Raw genomic sequence first — 25,778 nt, 5'->3', positions numbered from 1 at the left:
GATCAGAACGGCAGCACGCTGAGGAAGAAGCGGGCCGCCATGGAGTTCATTTCCGCGCGGTCGATCTTGGCGCTGGTGCGGTATTCCACGCGCGCGTCGGCCACGGCGGTCGAGGCCACGGTGTTGCCGGTGCCGATGGTGTCCGGGTTGACCATGCCGGAGAAGCGGATGTACTCCACGCCCTTGTCCAGCGCGATCTGCTTTTCGCCGGCCACGATCAGGTTGCCGTTCGGCAGGACCTCGACCACGGTGGCGCCCATGGTGCCGGTGAAGGTGTTGCTGGCGCTCTGGCTGGCGTTGTCGGCGAACTTGTTGTCGGCGGCGGCGGTAATCTGGCTGCCAAAAGTGCCGGCCAGCTGGCCCGGGGCCTTGAAGTTGATGCTGCCGGACTTGCCGCCGGCGCTGGCGCCGTTCTTGCCGGCCGAGGTGCGCTCGGTGATGACGATGTTGATCACGTCGCCCACCAGGCGTGCGCGGCGGTCTTCGAAATGCGGGCGGTAAGCCTGCGCCTGGAAGATGGCGCCGTTGCTGGGCGCGGCCATTTGCGCCTGCGTCAGCGGGCGCGCGGTGGTCTCGCCTTGCACGATGGAGGTCGGCGCGGTGCCGCAGCCGGCCAGCGCCAGGCCGGCCGCTGCCATGATGGGGAGGAGTGCTTTCATCGCGGTATTCCTTTGCTTACAGCTGCGACAGCTTGGCCAGCATCTGGTCCGACGTGGTGATGGCCTTGCTGTTGATTTCGTAGGCGCGCTGGGTCTGGATCATATTGACCATTTCCTCGACCACGTTGACGTTCGAGGTTTCCACATAGCCCTGCAGGATCACGCCGGTGCCGTTGGTGCCGGGCGTGTTGTTCTGCGCCGCGCCGGAGGCGCCGGTTTCCACGTACAGGTTCTCGCCCTTCGACTCCAGGCCGGTGGGGTTGATGAAGGTGGACAGCTGGATCGAGCCGATCTGCTGCGCGGCGGTCTGGCCCGGCAGGGTGACTGACACCGTGCCGTCGCGGCCCACGGTGATGCTGTTGGCGTTGGCGGGGATGGTGATGGCTGGCTGCAGCACGAAGCCGCTGGAGGTCACCATCTGGCCGTTGCTGTCGCGCTGGAAGGAGCCGTCGCGGGTGTAGCCGGTGGTGCCGTCGGGCAGCAGCACGTTGAAGAAGCCGTTGCCGTTGACCATCAGGTCTTTATCGTTGCCGGTCGCTTGCGGGTTGCCCTGGGTATGGATGCGCTCGATGGCCACCGGGCGCACGCCGGTGCCGACCTGCATGCCCGACGGCAGCTGCGTCTGCTGCGACGATTGCGCGCCGGGCTGGCGCACGTTCTGGTACAGCAAGTCCTCGAACACGGCGCGCGACTTCTTGAAACCGTTGGTGCTGACGTTGGCCAGGTTGTTGGCAACCGTGTCCATCGCGGTTTGCTGCGCTTCCATGCCGGTCTTGGCTATCCACAGCGATCGTATCATTTGCTTTCTCCCTTAATGGCGTGGCAGCCGAGGCTTTTTCCACGTCACCATTATGCAGGGGGCAGCGTTAAGTCAAAGCGAGGATCTGGGTGGCTTTCGCGGCGTTATTCTCGGCATTCTTCAGCAAGCTCATTTGCATGTCGAACTGGCGCCCGAGCGAAATCATGTTGACCATGGCGTCCACCGGGTTGACATTGCTGCCTTCCAGCGCGCCGTCCACCAGGCGCACGTTGACGTCGGCCGCGGCCGGCAGGCCGCTGCTCTGGCGGAACAGGCCGTCGTTGCCGCGCTCCAGGCCCTTGGTCTCCGGATTGACCAGCTTGATGCGCCCCAGCACGTTGGCCGGGCCGGGCTTGGTCTGGCTGGTGTCGATCGAGCTGACGGTGCCGTCGGAAGCGATCGCCACCTCGCTTTGCGGCGGGATCGCGATCGGGCCGTTCTCGCCCATCAAGGTCTGGCCGCTGGTGGTTTGCAGCAAGCCGTTTTCGCTCACCTTCAGGCTGCCGTTGCGGGTGTAGGCCTCGGTGCCGTCGGACGCCTGCACCGCCATCCAGCCCTCGCCGCGCAAGGCCACGTCGAGCGCGCGCCCGGTGGTCTGGATCGGCCCGGCGCGGAAATCCGCGCCGACGGTGGAATCGACCACGAAGGTGCGGGTCGGCAGCCCCTCGGACTGCACCGGCACCGCGCGGAACGAATCGAGCTGGGCGCGAAAGCCGGTGGTGGTGGCGTTGGCCAGGTTGTTCGACGCGGTGGCCTGCTGCTCCAGCACATGCCTGGCGCCGGTCATGGCGGTGTAGACGAGGCGGTCCATGGCTTGCCTTCCTATTAACGCAGGTTGACCAGCGTCTGCAGCACCTGGTCCTGGGTCTTGATGGTCTGCGAGTTGGCCTGGTAGACGCGCTGCGCGGTGATCATGTTGACCAGTTCGGCCGTCAGGTCCACGTTCGAAGTTTCCACCGAGGCCGAGCGCAGCTGGCCGTTGCTGCCGGTGCCCGGCGTGCCCACCTGTGGCGTGCCGGAGGCCGAGCTCTCCGCCCAGGCATTGTTGCCCAGCGGCGTCAGCCCGTCCGGGTTGGCGAAGTTGACCAGCACGATCTGGCCCAGCGGACGCGACTTGCCGTTGCTGTACTGGCCCAGGATCACGCCGTCGGCGCCGGCCGCGAAGCGCTCCAGGTGGCCGGACGAGTAGCCGTCCTGGGTGGACGCCTTTTCGCTGGTGGCGGTGCCGTACTGGGTGGTACCGGTAAACGAGGTTTCAATCACCAGCGGCTCGACCGAGCCGGTGTCCGGGAACAGCGGCAGCGTGATGCTGAACGGCAGCGACTGGGCCGGGGTCAGCGCGGCCATCGCCGTGGTGTTGATCGAGCCTTTCTGGTCGAACACCAGGGTGCCCACCTTGCTGGCCGGCGCGCTGATGGCAGCGGCCAGCGCCGCGTTGATCTTGTCTGGATTGGTGCCGACAATCGCGCCGACGTCGGTCGGCGCGGTGTAGGCGGCCAGCAGCCTGGCGCTCTGCGCCGGCGTGACGTTGGGCACGGCGTCCAGCGCCGCCTGCATCAAGGCGCCGGCGGCGGCCGAGTAGGCGGTGTTGGCGTCGGCGATCTGGACCGGATCGCCGGTCTGCACCGCAGCCTGGTAGGCGTCGCGCAGCGGCTTGAGGGTGGCGTCGTTGTTGACCACGGCTGCCACTGCCGCCGCCGCCTGCTCGACGCCGTCGCTGGCCACGTACACGTCCCAGGTGTTGGCGTCGGTCTTGACGTAGAACGTCGACATCACGTGCGGATTGCCCAGGCTGTCGTAGACGTCCAGCACGGTCTGCTTGTTGTAGGTCAGCGGGTCGAGCGCGTTGAACGGTACCTTTTCCGGCACCTTGCTGCGCGAGTCCAGGTTCAGCTCGAAGTTGGCCTTGGTGGTTTCCACCGGCACCAGGTCGGCGGTGTCGATCTTGATCGGGCCCGGCGCGCCCTGCAGCACCACACCGTCCTTGGTCACAGGATAGCCGGTCAGCGCATTGCCCTGGGCGTTGATGATGGTGCCGGTCTTGTCCAGCTGGAACTGGCCGTTGCGGCTGTACTGCACGCCGCCGCTGGGCGTGGTGGTGCGGAAGAAGCCGCCGCCGTTGATGGAGATGTCGAGCGGGTTGTTGGACGTTTCGATATTGCCCTGCGTGAATTGCTGCGCCAGGCGCGACACCGACACGCCGATACCGGCGTTGTTGCCGCTCACGCCGTTCAGCGAGTTGGCGTACAGGTCGGCGAATTGCGCCTGCGAGCCTTTGAAACCCACGGTGCTGGCGTTGGCGATGTTGTTGCCGATGACGTCCAGCGATTTGGCTGCGGCGTTCAGGCCGCTGAGTCCTTGTTGGAACATGATTTCCCCTATGCGGTGGTGGGTGACAAAGTAATTACAGGATTTGCTTGATGTCGGACATGCTCAGCTGGCCCGAGGTGGGCACGTTGAGCTTGACGCCGCCGGCGCCGGTGGACACGCTGGCCACCACGCCGAACTGCAGGCCCAGCGCGTCTTTCAGCACCTTGCCGCCGGAGCGCGCTTCGACGCTGAACACGTAATTGCCGTTGGGCAGGGTCTTGCCGTCTGACGTCTTGCCGTCCCAGGTAATGGGCAGGGTGCCGGCCGGCTGGTCTTCCAGCTGGATGGTGTCCACTTCCTTGCCGGCGGCGGTCTTGATGACGATATTCACCGTATCGGCCGGCGTGCCCAGGTCGATGCCCAGGATGGCCTTGCCGTCAGCCAGGCCGACGTTCTTGCCCTCGGACAGCACGCCGTGGTTGATCATGCCGGCCGCCTGCACGCTCTCGGCCGACTGGTAGCTCGACTTGAGCGACTCCAGCGTGGTGTTCAGCTTGTTGACGCCGGTCACCGTCGACAGCTGCGCCAGCTGGCTGGTGATCTGCGCATTGTCCAGCGGGCTCATCGGGTCCTGGTTTTTCAGCTGGGTGACCAGCAGGGTCATGAACTTGTCGGTGTCGGCCTGCACGCTGTCGGTGGCGACGGCCTTTTTCGGGTTGACGGCGTTCAGCAGCACGTCGCTGACGGGCGCGGCGGTGGTGGCGGCGGTAGGCATCGATTTCTCTCTTGTTTAAATGGGCTTATTGACCGATGGTCAGCGTTTTCAGCAGCAGGGACTTGGCCGCGTTCATGGTTTCCACGTTGGTCTGGTAGGAGCGCGACGCCGACAGCATATTGACCATCTCGTCCACCACGTTCACGTTGGGCATGCTGACATAGCCCTTGTCGTCGGCCATGGGGTGCTTGGGGTCGTACACCTGCTTGAGCGGCGACGGATCTTCGATCACGCGCTGCACCTTGACGCCGGTGGACGCGCCGCCGTTGGCGGCCGGCTGCGCCTCGAACACCACCTGCTTGGCGCGGTAGGCCTCGCCGCTCGCGCTGGTGGCGCTGTCGGCATTGGCCAGGTTGCTGGCCACCACGTTCAGGCGCTGGGCCTGGGCGCTCATGGCCGAACCGGAAACGTTAAATATACTAAACAGCGACATGGTTATTGTCCTCCCTGGATCGCCGCCATCAATCCCTTGATCTGGGAATTGATCAGCGTAATGCCGGCTTCATAGCGCAGCGCGTTGTCGGCAAACTGGTTGCGTTCCACATCCATGTCCACCGTGTTGCCGTCCACCGCCCCCTGCACGATGCCGCGGTACTGCAGCGGCGTACCGTCCGGCAGCGTGCCAGCTCCTTGCTGGGGGACAGGGAAATGTTTCTGCGCCGTCGTCTTCAGCGGCTGGGATGCGCCGGCCATGGCGCTGGTCAGGGCGGCGGTGAAGTCGATGTCCTTGGCCTTGTAGTTCGGCGTGTCCGCATTGGCGATGTTAGACGCCAGCACGGTCTGGCGCTGCGAGCGCAGGCTCAGCGCCGTCTCGTTAAAGCGCATGAATTCGTCCAGTTTTCCTAACATCGCTACCTCCGGCCCACTTTCTATTGGTGACAGGATCGATGATACGGATGGGCATGGCGATCCGATCGCGCGAGCAGCCCCGGATTTGCCGTCTTATTCCCCGCTTCGGCCGCGCGCGCGCGGGCTATCATGGCCACATTCGAAGGGAACCGACCATGAAACGCACACTGTTGACCGCCATATTGATGCTGAGTGCCACGCTGGGCGCCGCCGCTGCCCAGGCCGTGGCCCAGCAGCCGGCCGCGCCGGCGCGCCAGGACCTGGGCGCCGTGCGCCAGGCCGTGGAGCAATTCCTGCAGACGCAGACGGTGGGACTGCCGGGCGCCGTCACGGTCAACGTGGGTGCCATCGACCAGCGCATGGCGCTGGCCCCCTGCCCCCAGCTGCAAGCCTTTTTCATGCCCGGCGCGCGCGCCTGGGGCAAGACCACGGTAGGGGTGCGCTGTGCGGCCCCTTCCGCATGGACGGTGTATATTCAAGCCAATGTGACGGTGCAGGCCGACTATGTGGCCAGCGCCGTGCCGCTGGCCCAGGGCCAGCCCATCGAGGCGGGCCAGCTGGTGCTGGTCAAGGGCGATTTGACAACATTGCCGGCCGGCATAGCCACCGACATCGGCCAGGTGGTCGGCCGCAGCGCCGGCGTGTCGCTGGCGGCGGGCACGCCGATGCGGCTCGACACGCTGCGCAGCAAGCAGGTCATCACGGCCGGCCAGCTGGTGCGGGTGGTGTCCGGCGGCGCCGGTTTCCGCGTGTCGGCCGAGGCCCGCGCGGTGGCGGCCGCGTCCGAAGGACAGATCGTGCAAGTGAGGACTGCCGGGGGGCAGCAGGTCAGCGGCGTGGCGAAAGCCGGGGGCCTGGTGGAGGTGGCGTTCTAATAACGCTAAAGTTTATGATCACGGCGCCGTTAATTACTCAGATCCCGGGGTTTTTATGCCCCAAACAGATGAGGATATTGCTGTGAAAATTAACGACTCAGTCAAGAGCACGCCTGGCCTGCCGGCCTCGCCTGCCACCAGCACCACCGCGCGCGGCGCCGACAAGGCCAGTAGCGCCCCGATCAGCACCGACAGCGTGAAACTGTCGGCACAGGGCCAGGCCATGGCCGCCAGCAGCGCCAGCGGCAGCAGCGCCGTGTTCGACACGAAAAAAGTAGAACGCATCAAGCTTGCGATTGCCGATGGGCAATTCCAAGTCAATTCCGAAAAAGTGGCGGACGGCTTGCTGGAAACAGTCAAGGATCTGCTGCACTCACGTAAAAGATAGGTAAACCATGTCCTCCGTCTCCCCCATGTCCAGTCTGCGCGAAGAACAGCGCGTCATCACTGCCCTGCTGGAAGTGTTGAAGCAGGAACAGCAGCAGCTGGTGGCGGCGGACATCGATGGCCTGACGGAACTGACGCCACGGAAGTCTTCCCTGGTCAACGATATGGCCGTGCTGGCCAGCCAACGCCACAACGCGCTCGGCGCGGCAGGCTACAAGGCGGAAGAAGCCGGCATGGAAGCGTGGCTGGCCGCCAGCGGCGACCCGGAAGCGGCCCCGCTGTGGGCCCAGGTACTGGACCTGACGCGCGAAGCCAAAGAACTGAACCGCCTGAACGGCACCCTCATCAGCAAACACCTGAGCCACACCCAAGGCGCGCTGCAAGCGCTGCGGCCCCAGGCGCAAGGCAATTTCTACGGCCCCAGCGGCCAACCCACGACGGCCAACCCGCGCCGCGGCTTCCTGGCAGGTTGACAGGCGTCAATCTTCATTTGGAACAACGTTGCATTTAATGCAAACTATTGCATAATGCAACCATGCACACACATACCTGCCTTGCCGCCAGCGTCCTGACGCTGAACTTTGCCGCAGCGCTAGCGGCCACGCCCACATCCCAGGCCGCCGCGCCGTCCGTCACTGCCGCGCTCGACGGCGAGCGCCTGGGGCTGTACGACGGCAGCCAGTTCCGCTACGACGACGGCGGCTGCGGCGGCTGCGCGCCCAAACAGGCGCTGTGGTATTTCCAGGGGGAAGGCCTGGCCGTGCCGCGCCGGCCGGCCGGCCCGGCCACCACCAGCCCCGTTCCGGCCCCGGACGCTTCGCCCGCCCTGCCGGACCTCGTTTGGCTGGGCGCGCCTCAGTTGATCCGGCAGGCCACGCTGGCGCCGTCCGGCCGTACTCTGCAGGCGCCCGGCGCGGCGCCGCTGGCCATGCAACTGGCGCCCAGGATCGCTTCCAACCGCTCCTATTTCAATGCCGGCAGCCTCGACTTCTTCCGCCAGCGCGACGTGCGCGTGCGCGGCACGCTGCGCGACGTGGCAGGCAAGCCGACCTTCGAAGCGCGCACCATCTGGCCGCGCGACTTCGTCATCGACGCGGCGTCCATGCGCCGCCAACCGCTCAGTGCCGGCGACAGCCTGGCCGGCTTCGTGCGCCACGAAAACGGCGGTGCGCGCAGCGCTTACGCCACGCGGCTGATCTGGGAACGCCAGCCCGGCGCCCAGCGCGACTGGCGCGGCAAGCCGGTGCTGGCCGTCGTGCTGAACGGCGCCCAGGGCGACGACGACGAAGCCTACGGCGGCCACTTCGCTGTCGCGACCGGCCGCATGGGCCGCAACGGCGAATGGGCCGACTGGATGGTAAACAATTTCTACAACCTGGACAGCTACAGCGAGAAAGGCGTGATCGCGTCCATGGTGCCGATGGATAACTACCTGATGGACCTGAACAGCGGCCAGCAATACTACCGGCCGTCGACCATGCTGGTGGCGGTGCTGCGCGACGCGCGCACCGCGCAAGCCTTCCAGGGCAGCATGCAGGACACCTTCCGCCGCTTCTACAGGCACGACTTCCGCTACCGCCACGCCGCCGCCAACTGCGCCGGCATCAGCGTGGACGTGTTCAAGGGCCTGGGCTGGCAGCTGCCCGAGCAGGGCCCGACCAGCCGCCTGAAGGCGCTCGGCGCTTACGGCTACAAGGCCGCCAAGGACATGAGCCTGGCCAGCGGCCACAAGGCCTACGACTATTTCACCGAGGAACAGACCCGGCTCTACCCGGCGGTGGCATTCGCCGCGCTGGGCCAGGATTTGCTCAAGCTGCTCGGCGGCGGCCCGCAGGAACGCGCGCTGAGCCCGTACGAGCGCCAGCTGCAGGAGGACGTGGAAGCGCTGGTGCTGGTGCGCATCCCGCAGGTGCCGTCCAGCCGCGCGTTCGGCTCGGCGCCGGTGTTTTCCATAGACGAGTACCTTGCGCGCGCGCCGCAGGACGAGTCGCAGTGGCAGATCGTGCCGGTGCCGCCGCGCCCCTTCCCGCCCGAGCTGCGCGAGGGGCCGGCGCTGGCAGAAGAAAGCGCCCTGCCCGTCCCTGCCCCGGTGGGCGGTTTGCTGCTGGGCGTGGCGGGCGTGGGCGCCGGCTGGCACTGGCGGCGACGCAAAAACAGCCGCAGGGAGGCTTGGCAGCGCGCCGCGCCGGCGTAGCCGCACCGCTGGCCGCTTGCGCGGTGCGCGCCAGCGCTACGGCGGCGGCGCCGGGGCCGGCGGCGCGGTCGGCACTTCCGTGGACGGGTCGGGAATGCCGGACAGGATGGTGACCGCCACGCGGCGGTTGCGGGCGCGTCCGTCCGGCTGGTCGTTCGGCGCCACCGGGTGGTTGTCGGCATGGCCCACCGCCGTCAGCCGCGACGGCGCCACGCCGGCGTCGATGAACAGGCGCACCACGGCGCCGGCGCGCGAGGCCGACAGCTCCCAGTTGGACGGGAAATTGTTGTTGCGGATGGGCTGGTTGTCGGTGTGGCCTTCCACCTGCACCGCGTGCGGGTCCTCCTTCAGCAGCACCGCCACCGCCTGCAGCGCTTCGCGCGATTCGCTGGTCAGCACCGCCGCACCGGGATCGAACAGCACGCTGGCGTTGATCTCCACGCTCACGCCGCGGCTGTTCTGCGTCACCCGCACCTTGCCTTCCTTGACCAGCGGCGCCAGCGTGGACAGCAGGTCCTGCGCCAGCCTGGTCATCTGCTCCTTTTCCTTGCGCAGCAGCTCGGTGCGCCGGCGCAGCGCGGGATTGGGAATCGGCAGGTTCTGCACCTGGGTGTTGATGGGCTTGGCCGCGCCCTGGCCGCCGAAGGCGTCGCCCAGCGCGTCCGAGAAGATCTTGTACTTGCCGGTGTTGACGGCGGCGATCGAATACATCACCACGAAAAAGGCGAACAGCAGGGTGATGAAGTCGGCGTAGGAGATCAGCCAGCGCTCGTGGTTCTCGGCCTCGTCGTCGAATTTCCTGCGCGCGCGGCGTTCCATGTCAGTGGTACTCGCGCAGCAAGGTGGCGATGCGCTCGTCGATCACGCGGCTGTGGTCGCCCGTGGCGATGTCGTAGAACACGGCGGCGGCGATTTCCTGCTGGTGCACGTGCTGCGTGACGATGTTCTTCAGCTTGTTGGCGATCGGATAGAAGAACAGGTTGGCCATGCCCACGCCGTAGATGGTGGACACGAAAGCGATGGCGATACCCGAGCCCAGCTTGGCCGGATCGGCCAGGTTTTCCATCACCTGGATCAGGCCCAGCACGGCGCCCAGGATGCCGATGGTGGGCGAATAGCCGGCCGCCGATTCCCAGATCCGCACCGCCTGGCGCTCGGCGGTCTCGTAGGCCGTGATTTCGGTGTCGAGCAGGTTGCGCAGCTTGTCCGGGTTGATGCCGTCGACAATCAGGCGCAGGCCCTTGACGTTGAACTTGTCTTTCGACACCAGCATGTGGCGCTCCAGCGCCAGCATGCCGTCGCGCTTGGCGGTGGCGTTCCAGGCGCCGATTTCGCGCGCCAGCGAGATGCGCGTGTCCGGCGGCGGCGCCACGATCCACTTGGCCATGCGCAAGCCGCGCACAAAGGTGGCCGGCTTGGTCTGCAGCAGCACCGCGCCCAGGGTGCCGACCACCACGATGGCGAACGCGGCCGGCTGGAGCAGCGAGCTCAGCTTGCCCCCCTCCAGGCCCTGGCCGACCAGCACCCCGGCCACGCCCAATATCAATCCTGCTATGCTGGCCCAGTCCATGCCTGCTCCCGTAACGAGGCGCGCAGCCGCGCTACCGCTTGCGTATGCAGCTGCGATACGCGTGATTCGGACACGCCCATGACGGCGCCAATTTCCTTCAAGTTCAATTCTTCCTCGTAGTACAAGCCCATCAGCATCTTCTCGCGCGGCGGCAAGGCGTCGATGGCGTCGATCACGGCCTGGCGGAAGTCGGTGTCGAGCAGCGCGCGCAGCGGGTCGGCGTCCTCGTCGCTGTGGAAGCGGTCGAGGAAGCTCTCGCCGCCGTCGTCGTCGCGGAAGTCTTCGTAATAGATCAGCTGGTGGCCGCCGCCCTCGGACAGCATTTCCTGGTAGTCGGCCAGCGACAGCTTGAGCGACTTGGCCACTTCCGATTCGCTCGGCGGACGGCCCAGGCGCTGCTGCAGGGTGGCCATCGCGGTTTCGATCTTGCGCATGTCCTGGCGCATGCTGCGCGGCATCCAGTCGCTGTTGCGCAGCTCGTCGAGCATGGCGCCGCGGATGCGCATCACGGCATAGGTTTCAAACTGGGCGCCGTGGGTTTCTTCGTAGCGGTTGATAGCATCGAGCAAGCCGATCATGCCGGCCTGGACCAGGTCATCCACTTCCACGCTGGGTGGCAATTTGGCCTTCATATGGTGGGCCAGCCGCTTTACCAGCGGCATGTGCTCCGTCAGCAGCGAGTTCTTGTCCGCTTTCCCTTTGGCCGTGTACATATCGTTTCTAGTTTTTCTCAGACGCTAAAATGGTTGCTACTCCCCGTACGGAATTGAGGCGCACCGGCCAGCGCCAGACGGCCTGCCAGTTGCCGGAACGCGACCGATGCACCGGCCAGAGGAAAGGCATCGACCACCGCGCGCCCCAGGCGCGCCGCGCGCTGCAAGTACTCATCGGCCGGCACCGAACCCATGGAAACCAGGGTGACGGCCAGGTATCGGCTTGCCGCTTGCGCCATATTATCGTAAACCACCTTGGCTTCGGCCTCCGATGCGCCCGTGACCACGATGCCGAAGGGCCGGCGGCCCAGTTCGTGGTTCAGCCGCTTGATCATGCTGTAGGCGTTCTTGATCGAGGTGGCGCTGTTCGACACCTGCACCACGATGTCGGAACTGGCCATCACCGGCACCGGGAACGCCTCGCCGTCGAACTCGCCGTCCACGATCACCAGGCCGGTCTGCTTGGCCAGCACGTCGAAGGCCTTGGCCAGGCGGCGCGTCTCGTCCGGACCGGAGCGGGCCACGCCGCGTGTCATCGATACCACACCGAAGCCCTGCGGCACCTGGTGGATCACCTGGTTCAGGCCGCATTCCTGGCGCGCCACGTCCAGCAGGCTGGCGCCGTCGTCCACGCCCAGGCGGGAAGCGACGCCGTGCGCGCTGGCGCAGGCGTCCACCAGCAGCACGTCGTTGCCGGCGCGCGCCAGCGAGGCGCCCAGGTTGACCAGCATGGCGCCCTTGTCGTCCTGCGGGGTGGCGGAAAGGAAGGTGACGATGCGCGGCTGCGGGCCAGCCAGCATGCGGCGCAGGCCTTCGGCCTGGTCGAAATCGAAGTTAGCCAAGGCGCACCTCGCGCAGGCCGATGTCGTTGGCGGCGTAGCCGGCGGCGGCCATCACCAGCGGCAGGTCGCTGTCGGCGTACTGGCCGGCGGCGGCGCCCTGCTTGAGGCGGAAGGCGCGCTCGATCAGCGCGGCCGGGTCGGCCAGGTGCAGGTCTTCCGGCACCCGCTGGCCGCTCGAGACGTAGAACATATTCAGTTTCTGGCGGATCACCACGTCCAGCAGGTTGCCGATGGAGGCGGCCTCGTCCAGCTTGGTCATGATGCAGCCGGCCAGGCCGCTGCCCTGGTAGGCGCGCACCACTTCGTTCAGGGTTTCCTGGGTCGAGGTGGCGTTCAGGCACAGCAGGCGCTTGACGTTGGCGTCGGTGCCTTGCAGCATGGCCACCTGCTCGGCCACCATGTGGTCGCGCTGGCTCACGCCGACCGTGTCGATCAGCACCGTGTGCTTGTTCCGCAATTCCTTCAGGGCGATGCGCAGGTCGGCCTCGTCCTTGACCGAGTGCACCATCACGCCCAGGATCTTGCCGTAGATGCGCAGCTGCTCGTGGGCGCCGATCCGGTAGGCGTCGGTGGTGATCAGGGCCAGCTTGTCCGGGCCGTGGCGCATCACGCAGCGCGCGGCCAGCTTGGCGGTGCTGGTGGTCTTGCCGACGCCGGTGGGGCCGACCAGCGCGAACACGCCGCCCTGCTCGATCAGCGCGTCCTCGTTGGCGATGGCCGACAGGTTGCGGGTCAGCACGGTCTTAATCCAGCGCATGCTGTCGGCGGCGTCGCGGCCGGCCGGCAGCTTGTCGATCAGGTAGCGCGCCAGGCTGGCCGAAAAGCCGGCCGCCAGCAGTTCGCGCAGCACGGCGGCCTTCTGCGGCTCGCGCTGCTGGGTCGAGCCCCAGGAGATCTCCGCCAGCTGGGTTTCCATCATGCCGCGCATGGCGCGGATTTCATTCATCATGCCGCTCATTTCGGCAGCCGCGTTGGCCTTGGCGCTGTTGACGGCGTCGGCCACCATGGCGCTGATGCGGTCCAGGTCCAGCGACGGCGCCGCAGCGGGCGCGCGCACGGCCTGGCGCACCTGCGCTTCGGCCGCGGGACGCGGCGCCGGGGCTGCGGCGCGCGGGGCCGCGGCCCCGGCCGCGCCGCGCTGGGTGGCGGCGCGCATCGCTGCGGCGTCGAGCGCCTCCATCGGCGACATCGGCTTGGCGGCGGCCACCGGAGCCAGCGGCGCAAGGTAGGACGGCGCTTCCGGCAGGTCCAGGTAAGGGTTGGGCTGCGCCATCGGCGAGTCCGGGGAAGGCTGCGCCAGCGAGGCGGCATCGTCGTTGGCGAGGGCGAGAATTTCCACTTCGCCATCGGTTGGGCGATTCGACAAGATCACCGCATCGGGCCCCAGGGCCTCGCGTACTTTGCGCAATGCTTCACGCGACGTAGGTGCAGTAAATTTTTTGACGTTCATGACCAGTTCCCCTGTTACGCAAGTGCCGCGACTTCAAGTCGGACGCGGCTCACTCTCATGCTGCCATTATTGACGATGCATCAGAGAAACGATCGGGGGAACAGGGAGGAAAACCGCCCCTTATTCCAGAATGGCAAAATCGAGCCTGGCCCCATTTTCCTGCGCGGAAAGAGGGGTCAGGCTCGATTTTGCTCGGGGGAATTACTGTGCGCCGACCAGGGCGGTGACGCGGATGGTTTTGGTTTCCGGGATTTCGGCGTGCGACAGCACCTTGAGCTGCGGCAGGGCGCGGCGCAGGAAGCGCGACAGCAGGGTGCGCAGCGGACCGGGCACCAGCAGCACCGGCGTCAGCCCCAGCGCTTCCTGCTGCGCGGCGGCGGCCTGGGCCTGCTGGGCGATGGTGTCGGCCAGGCCGGGCTCGATGCCGGCGCCTTCCGGACCGCTGGCGGCCAGCGCCTGCATCAGCAGGCGTTCCAGGCGGTTGTCCAGGGTCATGACCGACAGCTCGCCGCCGGACGGGAACAGCTGCTGCACGATGGCGCGGCCCAGCGAAATGCGCACCAGCGCGGTCAGCTCGTTCGGGTCCTGGGTGTGCACGGTGTGCTCGGCCAGGGTCTCGATGATGGAGCGCATGTCGCGGATGTGCACGCCTTCGGCCAGCAGGTTCTGCAGCACTTTCTGCAGGGTCGACAGCGACAGCATCTTCGGCACCAGGTCTTCCACCAGCTTGGGCGATTCCTTGCCCAGGTGGTCCAGCAGCGCCTGCACTTCGGCGCGGCCCAGCAGTTCGGAGGCGTGGGTGGTGATCAAATGGTTCAGATGGGTGGCCACCACGGTGCCGGCGTCCACCACGGTGTAGCCCATGGTTTGCGCCTGGTCGCGCAAGCCGGCGTCGATCCAGATGGCCGGCAGGCCGAAGGCCGGGTCTTCCGTCACCAGGCCGGGCAAGGTGCCGCTGGCCATGCCGGGATTGATGGCCAGGAACTGGCCGTTGAACGCTTCGCCGGCGCCCACTTCCACGCCCTTGAGCGCGATGCGGTAGGCCGACGGCTTCAGCTCCAGGTTGTCGCGGATGTGCACCGGCGGCGCCAGGAAGCCCACTTCCTGCGCGAACTTCTTGCGGATGCCCTTGATGCGCTTGAGCAGCTCGCCGCCCTGGGTCTTGTCGACCAGCGGAATCAGGCGGTAGCCCACTTCCAGGCCCAGTGTATCGACCGGCAGGATGTCCTGCCAGGACGCTTCTTCCTGCTCCGGCGCGCCAGCCGCGGCGCTGGCGGCCGCCGCCGCTTCCGCGGCCGGGGTGCCGGGCGCGGCCCCGTCCGCGCCGCCGGCGCGCGCCTTGGCGCGCTTGTCCATCAGGTAGCCGGCGCCGCCCAGCACGCCAGCCAGCAGCAGGAACACCAGGTTGGGCATGCCGGGAATCAGGCCCATGCCGCCGATGATGCCGGCGGTCACGTACAGCACTTGCGGCTTGGCGAACAGCTGGCCGATCACCTGGGTGCCGATGTCCTGCTCGCTGGCCACGCGCGACACCACGATACCGGCGGCGATCGAGATCACCAGCGACGGGATCTGCGCCACCAGGCCGTCGCCGATGGCCAGCAGGGTGTAGACCTTGAGCGCTTCGCCGAAGGCCAGGTCGTGCTGGATCAGGCCCACCAGCAGGCCGCCGACGATGTTAATCACCGTTACCAGGATGCCGGCGATGGCGTCGCCGCGCACGTATTTCGAGGCGCCGTCCATGGCGCCGTAGAACTCGGCTTCCATCGACACTTCGCTGCGGCGCTTGCGCGCTTCGGCTTCGCCGATCAGGCCGGCGTTCAGGTCGGCGTCGATCGCCATCTGCTTGCCCGGCATCGCGTCCAGGGCGAAGCGCGCGCCCACCTCGGCGATGCGGCCCGCGCCCTTGGTGACCACGGTGAAGTTAATGATGGTCAGGATGATGAACACCACGATACCGACCGTGTAGTTACCGCCGATCAGGAAGTGGCCGAACGCTTCGATCACCTTGCCGGCCGCGCCGGCGCCGGTGTGGCCCTCGGTCAGCACCACCCGGGTGGAGGCCACGTTCAGCGCCAGGCGCAGCATGGTCGACACCAGCAGCACGGTCGGGAAGGCCATGAAGTCGAGCGGTTTGACGGTGTACAGCGCGGTCAGCAGCACGATGATGGACAGCGCGATATTGAAGCTGAAGAACAGGTCCAGCGCGAAGGCCGGCAGCGGCAGGATCATCATCGCCAGCAGCATGATGATCAGGATAGGCGCGGCCAGGCTCTTGCTGCCGGCGCCGCTCATGCCGCCGACAGTGCGGTTCATCCATTCTGGCATTCTGATGCTGTTCATGATGCTGCTCCGTTGCTGTTGTCGCGGTTCTTATCGGTTTTGTTCTGCAAGGCTTGCTGCCTGGCCAGCTTGGCCGCCTCGTAGGCCGGATGGTTGGGGTCCATATCGTTCGGCACGTCGAGCCTGGTCGGACGGTCCGGATAGCGGCCGCCCGGCTTGAAGGCGCGCAGCTGGAACACATAGGCCAGCACTTCGGCCACGGCCGCGTACAGGCGCTGCGGAATCTCGTCGCCGATGTCGCTGTGCTTGTACAGCGCACGCGCCAGCGCCGGCGCTTCCAGGATCGCCACCTTGTGCTCGCGCGCCAGCTCGCGGATCTTGGCCGCCACTTCGTCGGTGCCCATGGCCACCACTTTCGGCGCGCCCGACCCTTCGGTGTACTTCAGCGCCACCGCGTAGTGGGTCGGGTTGGTCACCACCACGTCGGCGGTCGGCACGTCGGCCATCATGCGGCGCTTGGCCATCTCGCGCTGCAGCTGGCGGATCTTGCCCTTGATCTGCGGATTGCCGTCCGACTCCTTGGACTCCTGGATCATTTCCTGGCGCGTCATTTTCAGCTTGTTGGCGTAGTGCCACATCTGGTACGGCGCGTCGATGGCGGCGATCAGGCCCAGCGAGCCGACGATGAACAAAAAGCTCATGCCCAGCATGTCCAGCATGTGGGCGCTGCCGAGCTTGAACGGCTCCATGGCCAGGCCGATCACGGCGTCTTTCTGCTTCATGACCACCAGGTAGGCGACGAAACCGACCACGATGGTCTTAACGATGGCCTTGACCAGCTCCACCAGCGCGTTGGTCGATACCATATTGCCCAGGCCGCGCATGGGGTTGAGTTTCATCAGGTTGGGCGTGACGGCCTTGCCGCTGAACAGCCAGCCGCCCACCAGCAGCGGCGACACCAGCGCCACCACCATCACCGCCACGCCCAGCGGCAGGCAAGCCAGCAGCACGCGGCCGACGTCCACGCCGACACGGGTCAGCAGCACGTCGGCATTGAAGATCTGCTCCTTGTCCAGCGCCAGGCCGGACACCATGGCCGAAGACAGGTCGCGCACCAGGCTGGAACCGAACATCCACAGCATGGCGCCGGCCGTCATCAGCACCACGAAGGTGGCCACTTCACGCGATCGGGGAACGTCGCCTTCTTCACGCGCCTGCTCGAGGCGCTTCTGTGACGCCGGTTCTGTCTTTTCGCTTTCGCTTTCTTCCGCCATGGCCGCCCCTGCGCTTCATTCAACTGTACGCAGTATGCCAGCGGCAACTTTGTTTCCATCGGTAGAACAGCAGGGAATTGGCCTGCTACTTCCGCGCCACAACTTGCTTTTTGCAATGAGAAAGATTCGATTGCCGTTGTTGAAAACGCCAATATTCGCATGCTATATTGCAAACACCCGAGCGCCCTTATCGCTCCATCCCGCCCTGGAAATAGGGCAGAAAATACGTCTGCCATGGAAATTTCCAATTCCGTCGTCACGCTCAAACCAGGCATTTACATCCTGCGCCATCCCAAGGGCAAGCTGCCGCCGCTGAGCATTTCGCGCGCGCCCGCCGACGCCTCGCACAGCGGACGGATCGAAGCCCTGTGGACGCCCGGCACCCAGGGCGCCGTGCTGCGCGACGGCAGCGACTGCATCGTCATGCACGTGCTGGACGCGCCGGTCGAGCTGCTGGTGAGCGCTTTCCTGGCCCATGCGGGCGACGCCAAGCCGGCGCTGCGGATAGACCGCGTGAGCCTGGACCAGGCGGGCGCCGAGGCGGCGCTTGCGCCGGCCGCCGCCGCCGCGCCCGCCGCGCCGCAGCCCGGCCGTCCCATCGAAATCAGTCCGCAGGGCCTGTCGCTGATCGGCCATATGGAACGCAACGGCGACGCGGTTGCCGCCGAAGGCCAATACCTGGGCAAGCCGGACGCCAACCTGCGCCTCGAGGGCTTCCAGTTGATGTGGCCCGACCGTCCGCAGGGTGTCGACCTGGCCTACAGCGTATCGCTGGAAGGCAGCGGTGCGCTGCCCACCGTCACCACCGGCCAGTTCTGCGGCACGCGCGGCAACGCGCGCCGCATCACCGAGGTCACCTTCACGCTGGTGGGCGAGCAGGCGCACCGCTTCGCGCTGCACGGCGTGGCGCATTTCTCCGGCGGTTTCATGGTGCCGGTGGTGTCGGGCCTGCCGTTGAGCGGACCGAGCGGCATGGAGCACCTGACGGCCATCAAGCTGGCGGCCCTGCCCGCAACGCAGGCCGAGGCGCAGGCACCGAATCCATGGGCGAAGTCGGCCCGCACCAAGGTTTTCAAAGCCGGCGCTACCGGCTCGGGCAAGCAAGCCGGCAAGTAGCCCAGGCAATTTGCGGTTTCCGTACTTCGTGCTCGCAACTTCAAGGAGAATGAAAGATGTACGACTCAGATACCAGTACCGTCACCAGCGCATTGCAAGGCACCAGCACGGCGGTGTTCACCGACGACACCATCGCGCGCATCCTGGCGCTGACCAGCAGCGCGGGCGACCCGGCGATCAAGATCGACAACGCTCCCACCATCGCCGCCAACGGCACGGTCACCTTCTCCGCGGGCACCGAACTGGGCTTCGTGAACGTCACCGGCACCGGCACCAACCTGAGCATCACCGGCGAGGCCAGCACCATCATCCTGGGCGGCACCGGCAGCGCCAACCTGGTGGTCGGCAATCCGAACGACACCGTGGTCAGCGGCGGCCAGCCGCCGGCCGTCACGTTCATGGGCGGTCCGCCTCCGAATGTCCCCGAGGCGCTGCTCACCGCGCTGGCCAACGTCGATCCGCAGGCGGCCCGGGTGGTGGTGGGTTCGGCCGGCAATGACAAGATTACCGTGGTCGACAAGAAGAACACGCTGACCGTGCTGGGCAGCGGCGACAGCACCGTCATCACCGGCCACGGCGTCGACACGGTCCAGGCCACGCTCGGCAACAGCACCATCATCGGCGGCAACGGCGACTACGCGGTGGTAAAGCTGGCCGGCAACTCCAGCAACTACACGATCCAGGGCACCGACGGCAGCGGCGCGACCAAGGGCCACGCGGTGCTGACCAACGCCACCACCGGCAAGACCACCAACATCTCCGGCATCCAGTTCGTCCAGCTGGACAACAGTGAATCGCTGGTGTTTGCCAAGAACCTGGTGGAAGGCCAGGCCGGCCTGATGTACCAGGCCGTGTTCGGGCGCGACGCCGACGCTTCCGGCTTCGATTTCTGGCTCGACGCCATCAAGGCCGGCACCTCGACGATCAGGCGGGTGGCGCACGACTTCGTCAATTCGCCCGAGTTCGCAGCCACGCACGCCAACCAGACCGACCAGCAATTCGTGCAGAGCCTGTACCAGAACCTGTTCGGCCGCGCCGGCAAGGCTGAAGGCGTGGCGTTCTGGACCGACGCCCTGGCGCATGGCACGACCAGGGGCGACGTGGTGGCGGACTTCACGCAAGTCGCGATCAACAACGTTGCCGGCATCATCCACACCGAAGCGCAGGTGATCGGCAACGTCACTATCGTGTCCGGCATCATCTAGGCCGGTGTCATTTTTCGGCGGGCACCATCCCGGCCGGACTTCTTTAGGCAGCGACTGTACATGACGCACCCGAAAGGGGGGCCTCCCCCCTTTTTCCTTGCTTGCTGCCCCCGCACGCGCGCCGACGCCCTGCTGGCGCGCGCAGCCGAGGCATTTCAAGCCGGCCATTACGCCGACGCGCTGATCGCAGCCGAGTCATTGTGCCGCCGCTATCCGGCGCAGCACATTCCGGCCTTGCTGCGCAGCCGCATTGTGGACATGTGCCGTCCCGAACTGGCCGCCCGTGCTTGTTACCTGGCGTGGACCACCGCGCCCGAGCTGCCCATGCTGCAGGACGCCATGCTGGGCAGCTGGCTGCGGGGCGGCGCCGCCGACAGCGTGCGCGCGCTGGGTCCGGCCTTCCTGCCCGCCCGTTGCCGCGACGGCAGCCACGCCGCCCTGGCCGCGCTGCTGCGCCAGGCCGGCCTTGGCGCGCTGGGCGCCTGCTGGAAAAACGGCGCCGCCATCGAAGGCGTGCTGCTGCCCGCCGCCGGCACGCCCGCGCAGGCGCGCCTGCTGCTGTCCGACGAGCACACCCAGTACCAGTTTCAGATCCCGGCCGACGGCCGCCGCTTCCGCCTGCCCTGCCCGCAGCCGGACGGCGTGTGGTCGCTGAGCTTTGACACCGCCGCCGGCGAAAGCGGACCGCTGCAAGGCGCGCCGCTGGTGTTCGGCTCGCCGTTCGGCCCGCCGTTCGGCTCGCCGTTCGGCCCGCCGCCCGGACCGCAAGCCGGCCGGGCCGGGCTCTCAGCGGCGCGGGCCAGCGAGCGCGCGGAGGCCGGGGCCAGGATCGAGGCACGGTCCGCAGCGCCGGCGCCGCGCATGGTCGATATCGTCATCCCCGTCTATTCCGACGCCGCGCGCACCCGGGCCTGCATCGACAGCGTGCTGGCCAGCCTGGCGCAGAACGCCACGCCGGCCGCCGTGCTGGTGGTCGACGACGCCAGCCCGGAGCCGGCGCTGTCGGCCTGGCTGGACGGCCAGGCGGGCGCCGGCCGCATCACGCTGCTGCGCAACCGCCACAACCTGGGCTTCATCGAAACCTGCAACCGCGCCATGCGCCGGCATCCCGGGCGCGACATCATGCTGCTCAACGCGGACACCCTGGTCCACGGCGACTGGCTGGACCGCCTGCGCGCCGCCCTGTACAGCGCCCCGGACCTGGCCTCGGTCACGCCCTGGTCCAACAACGGCGAAATCAGCAGCTTCCCCGCCATCGCCAACGCCGCGCGCGGTCCCGACGCGCAGCAGCTGGCCCGCATCGACCGCACGGCGGCGGCGCTGCGCGCCGGCGGCGGCACCGGCGACATCGAACTGCCCACCTGCTGCGGCTTCGCCATGCTGGTCCGGCGCAGTGTGCTCGACGAGATCGGTTTGCTGGACGGCGTGCACTTGGTGCGCGGCTACGGCGAAGAGGTCGACTGGTGCCTGCGCGCGCGCGCCGCCGGCTACCGCCACCTGCTGGCCAGCGGCGTGTTCATCGCCCACGCGGGCACGGTCTCGTTCCGCTTTGAAAAGACGCTGCGCGTGCGCCAGAACCGTGCCGTGCTCAGCGCGCGCCACCCGCGCTACCACGACGAGTACGACCGTTTCCTGGCCGACGATCCCTTGCAGGCGGCGCGCGCGGCGCTGCGTGCCGCGCTGGCGGCACAGCGCTGCCCGTGGCTGGCGGCCGCCATGCACGCGCTGCACGGCGCCGACGAACCGGCCCGCCCCGTACCCGCGCCGCTGCCCGCCTCCTGCCTGCGCATCGGCGTCTGGCAGCACCGCGCGCACCACCGCGGCAACGGCCGGCTGCTGGAACTGGCGCGGCTGATCGCCAGCCGCCCGCAGCTGTCGCTGCGCCTGCTGGTGATCGGCTACGCCAGCGAAGCGCTGTGGCGCACCGGCGTGGTGGATGCGCTGCCGTCCGGCGCCGGCAGCAACCACGCCCTGCTGGGCGACGCCGCGCTGCTCGGCATGGCCGGCTGCCCGCTCGTGCTGGCGTCGCCGGAACTGACCACGCCGGTGGGCGTGGCGCGCGTCGACCTGGACCAGGACTTCACCCCGCAAACCTGGCTGGACCGCTGGCTGGCGCACTACGCGGCGCCGGCCGCGCCGCGCGGCGCGGACCAGCCGCAATCAACCGAGACCGCCGCCGCATGAACAATGCCCCGCCTACCGGCCGCAAGCCAGGCGCCAGCAACGGCGCGCCCGCGCGCCGCACCGCGCAACGCTGGCACGGCGCGTTCGAAGGCCTGCACCGTGGCCTGGCTTACGGCTGGGCCGTCGACAGCGAACTGCCGCAGCAGTGCGTGGTACTCGAAATCCTGCGTGACGGCGAGCCGCTCGGTTCCGTGATCGCCGACGTGGCGCGCAGCGACCTGCTGGGCCGGTTCGCCGCGCACGGCGCACACGGCGCCTGCCACGGCTTTGTTGCCGACCTGGGCCACCTCGCCGCCGACGCGCAGGGCGTGCTCACCGCGCGCGTGGCCAACACCGGCTGCGTGCTGCCCGGCCACGCCGAACTGGCAAGCACCGATGCGGCCAGGCCGCCGCTGGCTATCCGCAGCGCCGTGTTCAGCGACGGCGCGCTGCGCCTGCACGGCTGGGCCGCCGACAGCCGCGACGAGCGCCGCAAGGTCACCGTGCGCGCCTACCTGGGCCAGCAACTGCTGGCGGAAACCGTCGCCGACCAGCAGCATCCAGCCACCCGCAGCGCCGGCGTGGGCGACTGCGGCTTCACGCTGGACCTGCCCCCGGCCCTGGGCGACGGCCGCAGCCACAGCGTGCGCGTGACCGGCGGCAACGGCGAGGCGCTCAATGGCAGCCCGCTCACGGTCTGCTGCTACGCGGACGGCGCCCGCGCGCTGCTGGCCGCGGACGGCGGCGCGCCGCGCGGCGGCGTGCTGGCCAGCCTGCTGGACGGCTATGAACGCAACCTGCCACGCAGCCTCGGCCTGGGCCACTACCCGCAATGGCGCACCATGTTCGAAGCGGCCGCCGCCACCGCCGCTGCGCCTGCGGCGCAGGTCGGCCTGATCGTGGCGCCCGGCGATGCGGCCGCGCTGCAGCGCACGCTGGCCAGTATCGCGCGCCAGTGCCGCGCCGGCGTGCGCGCCTTCCCGCCCGCCGCCGGCAAGCAGCAAGCCACGCAGCCCTTCGCCGCACAAGTGCAGGCTGCGCTCGGCGCCGGCTGCCAGCTGCTGGCCTGCGTGCGCGCCGGGGACGAGCTGCCGCCGCACGCGGTCGGCTGCATGCTGGAAGCGTTTGCCGCGCCGGACGTGCAGCTGGCTTACAGCGACAGCGAGCGCGCCGGCCAGCCCTGGTTCAAACCGGCCTGGAACCCCGACTACGCGCTGGCCAGCGACTACCCGCTGGACCTGCTGCTGGCCCGCGCCGATGCCGTGCGCGCCCTGCCGGAAGCGGCGTTGGAATCAGCGGCCAGCCTGGCCTGGTCGCTGCTGGCGGCGCACTGGCGCACGGCCGCGCGCGCCATCGCCCACGTGCCGCGCGTGCTGCTGCACTGCGGCGCACCGCCGGACGTGCAGGAACTGCAGCAGCGGCTCGATGCCGCCGCCGCCGCGCTGCGGTCCGTGGAACCGAAATCCACCTTGCAAGTGCTGCCCGGCGCACCAGCCGGCGCGGGCTTCCTGCCGCGCCGTGTGCTGCGCCCGCTGGGCAAACGCGAACGCCAGGCCAAGGTCAGCCTGATCATCCCCACGCGCGACCGGGTGGAACTGCTGGAACGCTGCATCGGCTCCATCCGGCGCCATACCGACTGGCCCGGCCTGGAGCTTGTCGTCATCGACAACGACTCCGCGCTGCCCCGCAGCAGGAGCTATTTCCGCAAGCTCGCCCAACAGGGCGTCACCATCCTGCCCTGCCCCGGCCCGTTCAACTTCGCCACGCTGAACAACGCCGCCGTGCACGCCGCCAGCGGCGAGATCATCGGCCTGGTCAACAACGACATCGAAGCGCTGCACGGCGGCTGGCTCGACGAGATGGTGGGCCAGCTGCTGCGCCCGGGCGTGGGCGCGGTGGGCGCCAAGCTGCTGTGGCCGAACGGCATGGTGCAGCACGGCGGCGTGCTGCTCGGCGTGGGCAATGTGGCAGGGCACTTCGGCAACCGGCTGGCCGACGCCGACTGGGGCGACCATGGCCGCAACCAGCTGCAGCAGCAAGTGAGCGCCGTCACCGCCGCCTGCCTGCTGCTGCGCAAGCGCGACTACCTGGCCGTGGGCGGCATGGACGGTGCGGCCTTCCCGGTCGCCTTCAACGACGTCGACCTGTGCCTGAAGCTGCGCCAGGCCGGCAAGGCCATCGTCTGGACCCCGCATGCGCGCCTGCTGCACGCCGAGTCCGCCAGCCGGGGCCACGAGGACACGCCGCAAAAGCGCGCCCGCGCGCTGCGCGAAATCGACCAGCTGCGCGCGCGCTGGGGCCAGGCCCTGCAGCACGACCCGGCCTACCACCCCAGCCTGAACCTGGACCCGCACAGCCACGCCTACGGCGGCCTGGCGCTGCCGCCGCGCGACCGTACTCCGCGCCTGGCCGGCCTGCGCAACGATGACAACCACGGCAGCGCCGCGCTGCCCCACCAACGGACCCCATGAGCGCCAACCCAGCCACCTTAGCATCCCCCCAGGCGCCGGCCCAGCCGCTGCTGCTGCATGTCGGCTGCGGCCACGCCCGGCCCGAACGCCTGCCGGCCTACTTCCGCGAGCGCCAGTGGCGCGAAATCCGGCTCGACATCGATCCCGGCGTGCAGCCCGACATCGTCGGCAGCATCGCCGACCTGTCCGCCATTCCATCCGCCGGCGTCGACGCGATCTGGTGCTCGCACAGCCTGGAGCACCTGCCATCGTTCGAGGTGCCGGCCGCCCTGGAAGCGTTCCGCCGCGTGCTCAAGGCGGACGGCTTCGCGCTGATCAGCGTGCCCGACCTGCGCGCCGTGGCGCGCCACATCGTCGAGGGCGACTTGCAGCAGCCGCTGTACCATGCGGCCGCCGGACCGATCAGTGCGCTCGACATCCTGTTCGGCCACCAGGCGTCTATCCGCAAAGGCAACCAGTACATGGCGCACCGCACCGGTTTCACCAGCGATACGCTGGGCGGTGCGCTGGCCGAGGCCGGCTTCGACGAAGTGCGCGTGCACGAGGGCACGCACTGGGACTTGTGGGCCGTGGCCACCATGCCGCGCACGCCCGGCGAACTGTTCAACCAGCTGGCCGGGGTGGTGCGTTGAAAGCGCTGTTCATCCACCAGAATTTTCCCGGCCAGTTCATCCATGTGTCGGCCGCGCTGGCCGCCGACAGCGGCAACCAGGTGGCGGCGCTGTCCATGGAGCGCAATCCGGCGCCCGCCGGCGTCGCCGTGCGCCACTACACGCTGCTGCGCGAGCCCGCAGAGGAGATCCACCCGCTGCTGGCGGACCAGGAAGGCATGGTGCTGCGCGCCGAAGCGTGCGCCGCAGCGGCCTTGCAGCTCAAGCGCGACGGCTTCGAGCCGGACGTCATCGTGGCCCATCCGGGCTGGGGCGAAGCGCTGTTCATCAGGGACGTGTTCCCGCGCGCCCGGCTGGTGATCTATTGCGAGTTCTACTATGCGGTGGAAGGCCGCGACGTCGGCTTCGACCCGGAAGAGCCGCCGCTGACCTTCGCCCAGCGCTGCCGCCTGCGCCTGAAAAACACCACCAACCTGCTCAGCTTGGAGCTTGCCGACGCCGCCATCTCGCCCACGCAATGGCAGAAGAGCACCTACCCCGCCTGGGCGCAGGACAAGATCACCGTGATCCACGACGGCATCGACCTGCAGCGCCTCAGGTTCAATCCGCGCGCCCGCCTGACCATCGAGGCCGCCGCCGGCGGCCACCTGACGTTGCGGCCGGGCGACGAGGTGCTGAGCTATGTGTCGCGCAGCCTGGAGGCGGTGCGCGGCTTTCACGTTTTCATGCGCGCCCTGCCGGAAGCGTTGCGCCGCCGCCCCCATGCCCACGCCGTCATCGTCGGCGGCGCCGCGCCGGGCTACGGCTGGCACGCCCCCGGCGGCCGGCCCTGGAAGGATTACATGCTGGACGAAGTGGGCGGCCGGCTGGACCTGCGGCGGGTCCATTTTGTCGGCAAGGTACCGTACCAGAGCTATCTCGACCTGCTCAGCATCAGCAAGGTGCACAGCTACTGGACCACGCCGTTCGTGCTGTCGTGGTCTTTGCTGGAAGCGGCGCTGAGCGGTGTGCCGGTGGCGGCGGCCGACACCGCGCCGGTCAGGGAGTTCGCCGGACGGCTTGGCATCCAGACCGCCGGCTTCTTCGACCATGGGCAGTTTTCCGAGCACATGGTGGCCGGCTTGAGCCAGGCCCCGGCAAGCCGGCGCGCGCCGCCGGCGATGCCCGAGCTGTCGATTGCCCACTGCGTCCGCGCGCAAAAAAAACTGCTGCGGCACTGACCCTTACACTGA

24 protein-coding genes are annotated in these 25,778 nt (G+C 68.1%); 10 read left to right on the top strand and 14 right to left on the bottom strand.

From position 1 onward, the window contains the following. Nucleotides 1-2: 2 nt before the first annotated feature. From AC6H42_RS05735 to flgB, 7 genes are all read right to left on the bottom strand, one after another. Nucleotides 3-659, bottom strand: a complete 657-nt coding sequence (locus tag AC6H42_RS05735) for a flagellar basal body L-ring protein FlgH (protein WP_057157540.1) — start codon at nt 657-659, stop codon at nt 3-5. A gap of 16 nt (nt 660-675) precedes the next feature. Further along, on the bottom strand, nt 676-1,458 hold the full coding sequence (gene flgG, locus AC6H42_RS05730; protein ID WP_057157539.1) for a flagellar basal-body rod protein FlgG: 783 nt from the start codon (nt 1,456-1,458) through the stop codon (nt 676-678). Between the two features lie 67 nt (nt 1,459-1,525). Beyond that, on the bottom strand, nt 1,526-2,269 hold the full coding sequence (gene flgF / locus AC6H42_RS05725; RefSeq protein ID WP_497547591.1) for a flagellar basal-body rod protein FlgF: 744 nt from the start codon (nt 2,267-2,269) through the stop codon (nt 1,526-1,528). A gap of 14 nt (nt 2,270-2,283) precedes the next feature. Further along, entirely contained in the window at nt 2,284-3,828 is a 1,545-nt protein-coding gene (locus AC6H42_RS05720; RefSeq protein ID WP_057157536.1) for a flagellar hook protein FlgE, read from the bottom strand. Between the two features lie 34 nt (nt 3,829-3,862). Then, nucleotides 3,863-4,543, bottom strand: a complete 681-nt coding sequence (locus AC6H42_RS05715; RefSeq protein ID WP_057157535.1) for a flagellar hook assembly protein FlgD — start codon at nt 4,541-4,543, stop codon at nt 3,863-3,865. 25 nt (nt 4,544-4,568) lie between these two features. Then, entirely contained in the window at nt 4,569-4,976 is a 408-nt protein-coding gene (gene flgC, locus AC6H42_RS05710; RefSeq protein WP_057157534.1) for a flagellar basal body rod protein FlgC, read from the bottom strand. Nucleotides 4,977-4,978: 2 nt separating this feature from the next. Beyond that, a complete protein-coding gene (flgB, locus tag AC6H42_RS05705) occupies nt 4,979-5,392 on the bottom strand; it encodes a flagellar basal body rod protein FlgB (RefSeq protein ID WP_057157533.1) in 414 nt (137 codons plus the stop codon). Between the two features lie 155 nt (nt 5,393-5,547). Here flgB and flgA point away from each other — a divergent pair, with 155 nt between their 5' ends. From flgA to AC6H42_RS05685, 4 genes are all read left to right on the top strand, one after another. After that, entirely contained in the window at nt 5,548-6,267 is a 720-nt protein-coding gene (gene flgA / locus AC6H42_RS05700; RefSeq protein WP_057157532.1) for a flagellar basal body P-ring formation chaperone FlgA, read from the top strand. 82 nt (nt 6,268-6,349) lie between these two features. After that, complete coding sequence (gene flgM, locus AC6H42_RS05695; protein WP_057157531.1) at nt 6,350-6,655, top strand: flagellar biosynthesis anti-sigma factor FlgM; 306 nt, start codon at nt 6,350-6,352, stop codon at nt 6,653-6,655. Between the two features lie 7 nt (nt 6,656-6,662). After that, the gene (locus AC6H42_RS05690) at nt 6,663-7,127 is read left to right on the top strand and encodes a flagella synthesis protein FlgN (RefSeq protein WP_057157530.1); all 465 of its coding nucleotides are present in this window, start codon (nt 6,663-6,665) and stop codon (nt 7,125-7,127) included. A 62-nt stretch (nt 7,128-7,189) separates the two neighbouring features. Then, nucleotides 7,190-8,848 (top strand): hypothetical protein, encoded by a 1,659-nt coding sequence (locus AC6H42_RS05685; protein WP_057157529.1) that lies wholly within the window; start codon nt 7,190-7,192, stop codon nt 8,846-8,848. A gap of 36 nt (nt 8,849-8,884) precedes the next feature. Here the strand turns inward: AC6H42_RS05685 and motD are convergent, their stop codons facing one another. The 7 genes from motD to flhB all read right to left on the bottom strand — a co-directional run bounded on the left by motD (nt 8,885) and on the right by flhB (nt 16,980). After that, nucleotides 8,885-9,667 carry a flagellar motor protein MotD gene (gene motD / locus AC6H42_RS05680; RefSeq protein WP_057157528.1) on the bottom strand — a complete coding sequence of 261 codons (783 nt, stop codon included), beginning with the start codon at nt 9,665-9,667 and terminating at the stop codon, nt 8,885-8,887. A 1-nt stretch (nt 9,668) separates the two neighbouring features. Beyond that, complete coding sequence (locus tag AC6H42_RS05675; RefSeq protein WP_057157527.1) at nt 9,669-10,418, bottom strand: flagellar motor protein; 750 nt, start codon at nt 10,416-10,418, stop codon at nt 9,669-9,671. Then, nucleotides 10,400-11,131, bottom strand: coding sequence for an RNA polymerase sigma factor FliA (locus tag AC6H42_RS05670; RefSeq protein ID WP_056393936.1), 732 nt, complete (start codon nt 11,129-11,131; stop codon nt 10,400-10,402). The genes AC6H42_RS05675 and AC6H42_RS05670 overlap by 19 nt, the downstream gene beginning before the upstream one ends. A gap of 17 nt (nt 11,132-11,148) precedes the next feature. Beyond that, on the bottom strand, nt 11,149-11,973 hold the full coding sequence (locus AC6H42_RS05665; protein ID WP_057157526.1) for a MinD/ParA family ATP-binding protein: 825 nt from the start codon (nt 11,971-11,973) through the stop codon (nt 11,149-11,151). Next, the gene (gene flhF / locus AC6H42_RS05660) at nt 11,966-13,423 is read right to left on the bottom strand and encodes a flagellar biosynthesis GTPase FlhF (RefSeq protein ID WP_057157525.1); all 1,458 of its coding nucleotides are present in this window, start codon (nt 13,421-13,423) and stop codon (nt 11,966-11,968) included. The genes AC6H42_RS05665 and flhF overlap by 8 nt, the downstream gene beginning before the upstream one ends. Before the next feature lie 201 nt (nt 13,424-13,624). Then, nucleotides 13,625-15,766 carry a flagellar biosynthesis protein FlhA gene (flhA, locus tag AC6H42_RS05655; protein ID WP_057157524.1) on the bottom strand — a complete coding sequence of 714 codons (2,142 nt, stop codon included), beginning with the start codon at nt 15,764-15,766 and terminating at the stop codon, nt 13,625-13,627. Beyond that, nucleotides 15,763-16,980, bottom strand: a complete 1,218-nt coding sequence (gene flhB, locus AC6H42_RS05650) for a flagellar biosynthesis protein FlhB (protein ID WP_082552107.1) — start codon at nt 16,978-16,980, stop codon at nt 15,763-15,765. Before flhB ends, flhA begins: the two co-directional genes overlap by 4 nt. A 234-nt stretch (nt 16,981-17,214) precedes the next feature. Between flhB and AC6H42_RS05645 the strand changes: the two genes are divergently transcribed. Genes AC6H42_RS05645 through AC6H42_RS05620 form a run of 6 tightly spaced genes read left to right on the top strand, consistent with a single transcriptional unit; the run spans nt 17,215 to nt 25,766 of the window. Further along, nucleotides 17,215-18,096: a hypothetical protein gene (locus AC6H42_RS05645; protein WP_057157523.1), complete on the top strand. Its 882-nt coding sequence runs from the start codon at nt 17,215-17,217 to the stop codon at nt 18,094-18,096. Nucleotides 18,097-18,152: 56 nt separating this feature from the next. Then, nucleotides 18,153-19,301 carry a DUF4214 domain-containing protein gene (locus tag AC6H42_RS05640; RefSeq protein WP_057157522.1) on the top strand — a complete coding sequence of 383 codons (1,149 nt, stop codon included), beginning with the start codon at nt 18,153-18,155 and terminating at the stop codon, nt 19,299-19,301. A 60-nt stretch (nt 19,302-19,361) separates the two neighbouring features. Continuing rightward, complete coding sequence (locus tag AC6H42_RS05635) at nt 19,362-21,485, top strand: glycosyltransferase (protein WP_497547590.1); 2,124 nt, start codon at nt 19,362-19,364, stop codon at nt 21,483-21,485. After that, nucleotides 21,482-23,935, top strand: a complete 2,454-nt coding sequence (locus tag AC6H42_RS05630; RefSeq protein ID WP_497547588.1) for a glycosyltransferase family 2 protein — start codon at nt 21,482-21,484, stop codon at nt 23,933-23,935. Before AC6H42_RS05635 ends, AC6H42_RS05630 begins: the two co-directional genes overlap by 4 nt. Continuing rightward, entirely contained in the window at nt 23,932-24,567 is a 636-nt protein-coding gene (locus tag AC6H42_RS05625; RefSeq protein WP_497547587.1) for a class I SAM-dependent methyltransferase, read from the top strand. Before AC6H42_RS05630 ends, AC6H42_RS05625 begins: the two co-directional genes overlap by 4 nt. Next, on the top strand, nt 24,564-25,766 hold the full coding sequence (locus AC6H42_RS05620) for a glycosyltransferase (protein WP_057157518.1): 1,203 nt from the start codon (nt 24,564-24,566) through the stop codon (nt 25,764-25,766). The genes AC6H42_RS05625 and AC6H42_RS05620 overlap by 4 nt, the downstream gene beginning before the upstream one ends. Nucleotides 25,767-25,778 lie beyond the last annotated feature (12 nt).

The sequence above is a fragment of the Massilia sp. NBRC 108631 genome, from assembly GCF_059704565.1.
The sequence above is the reverse complement of the archived record's forward strand: the minus strand, read 5'-3'. Positions and strand labels throughout refer to the sequence as shown.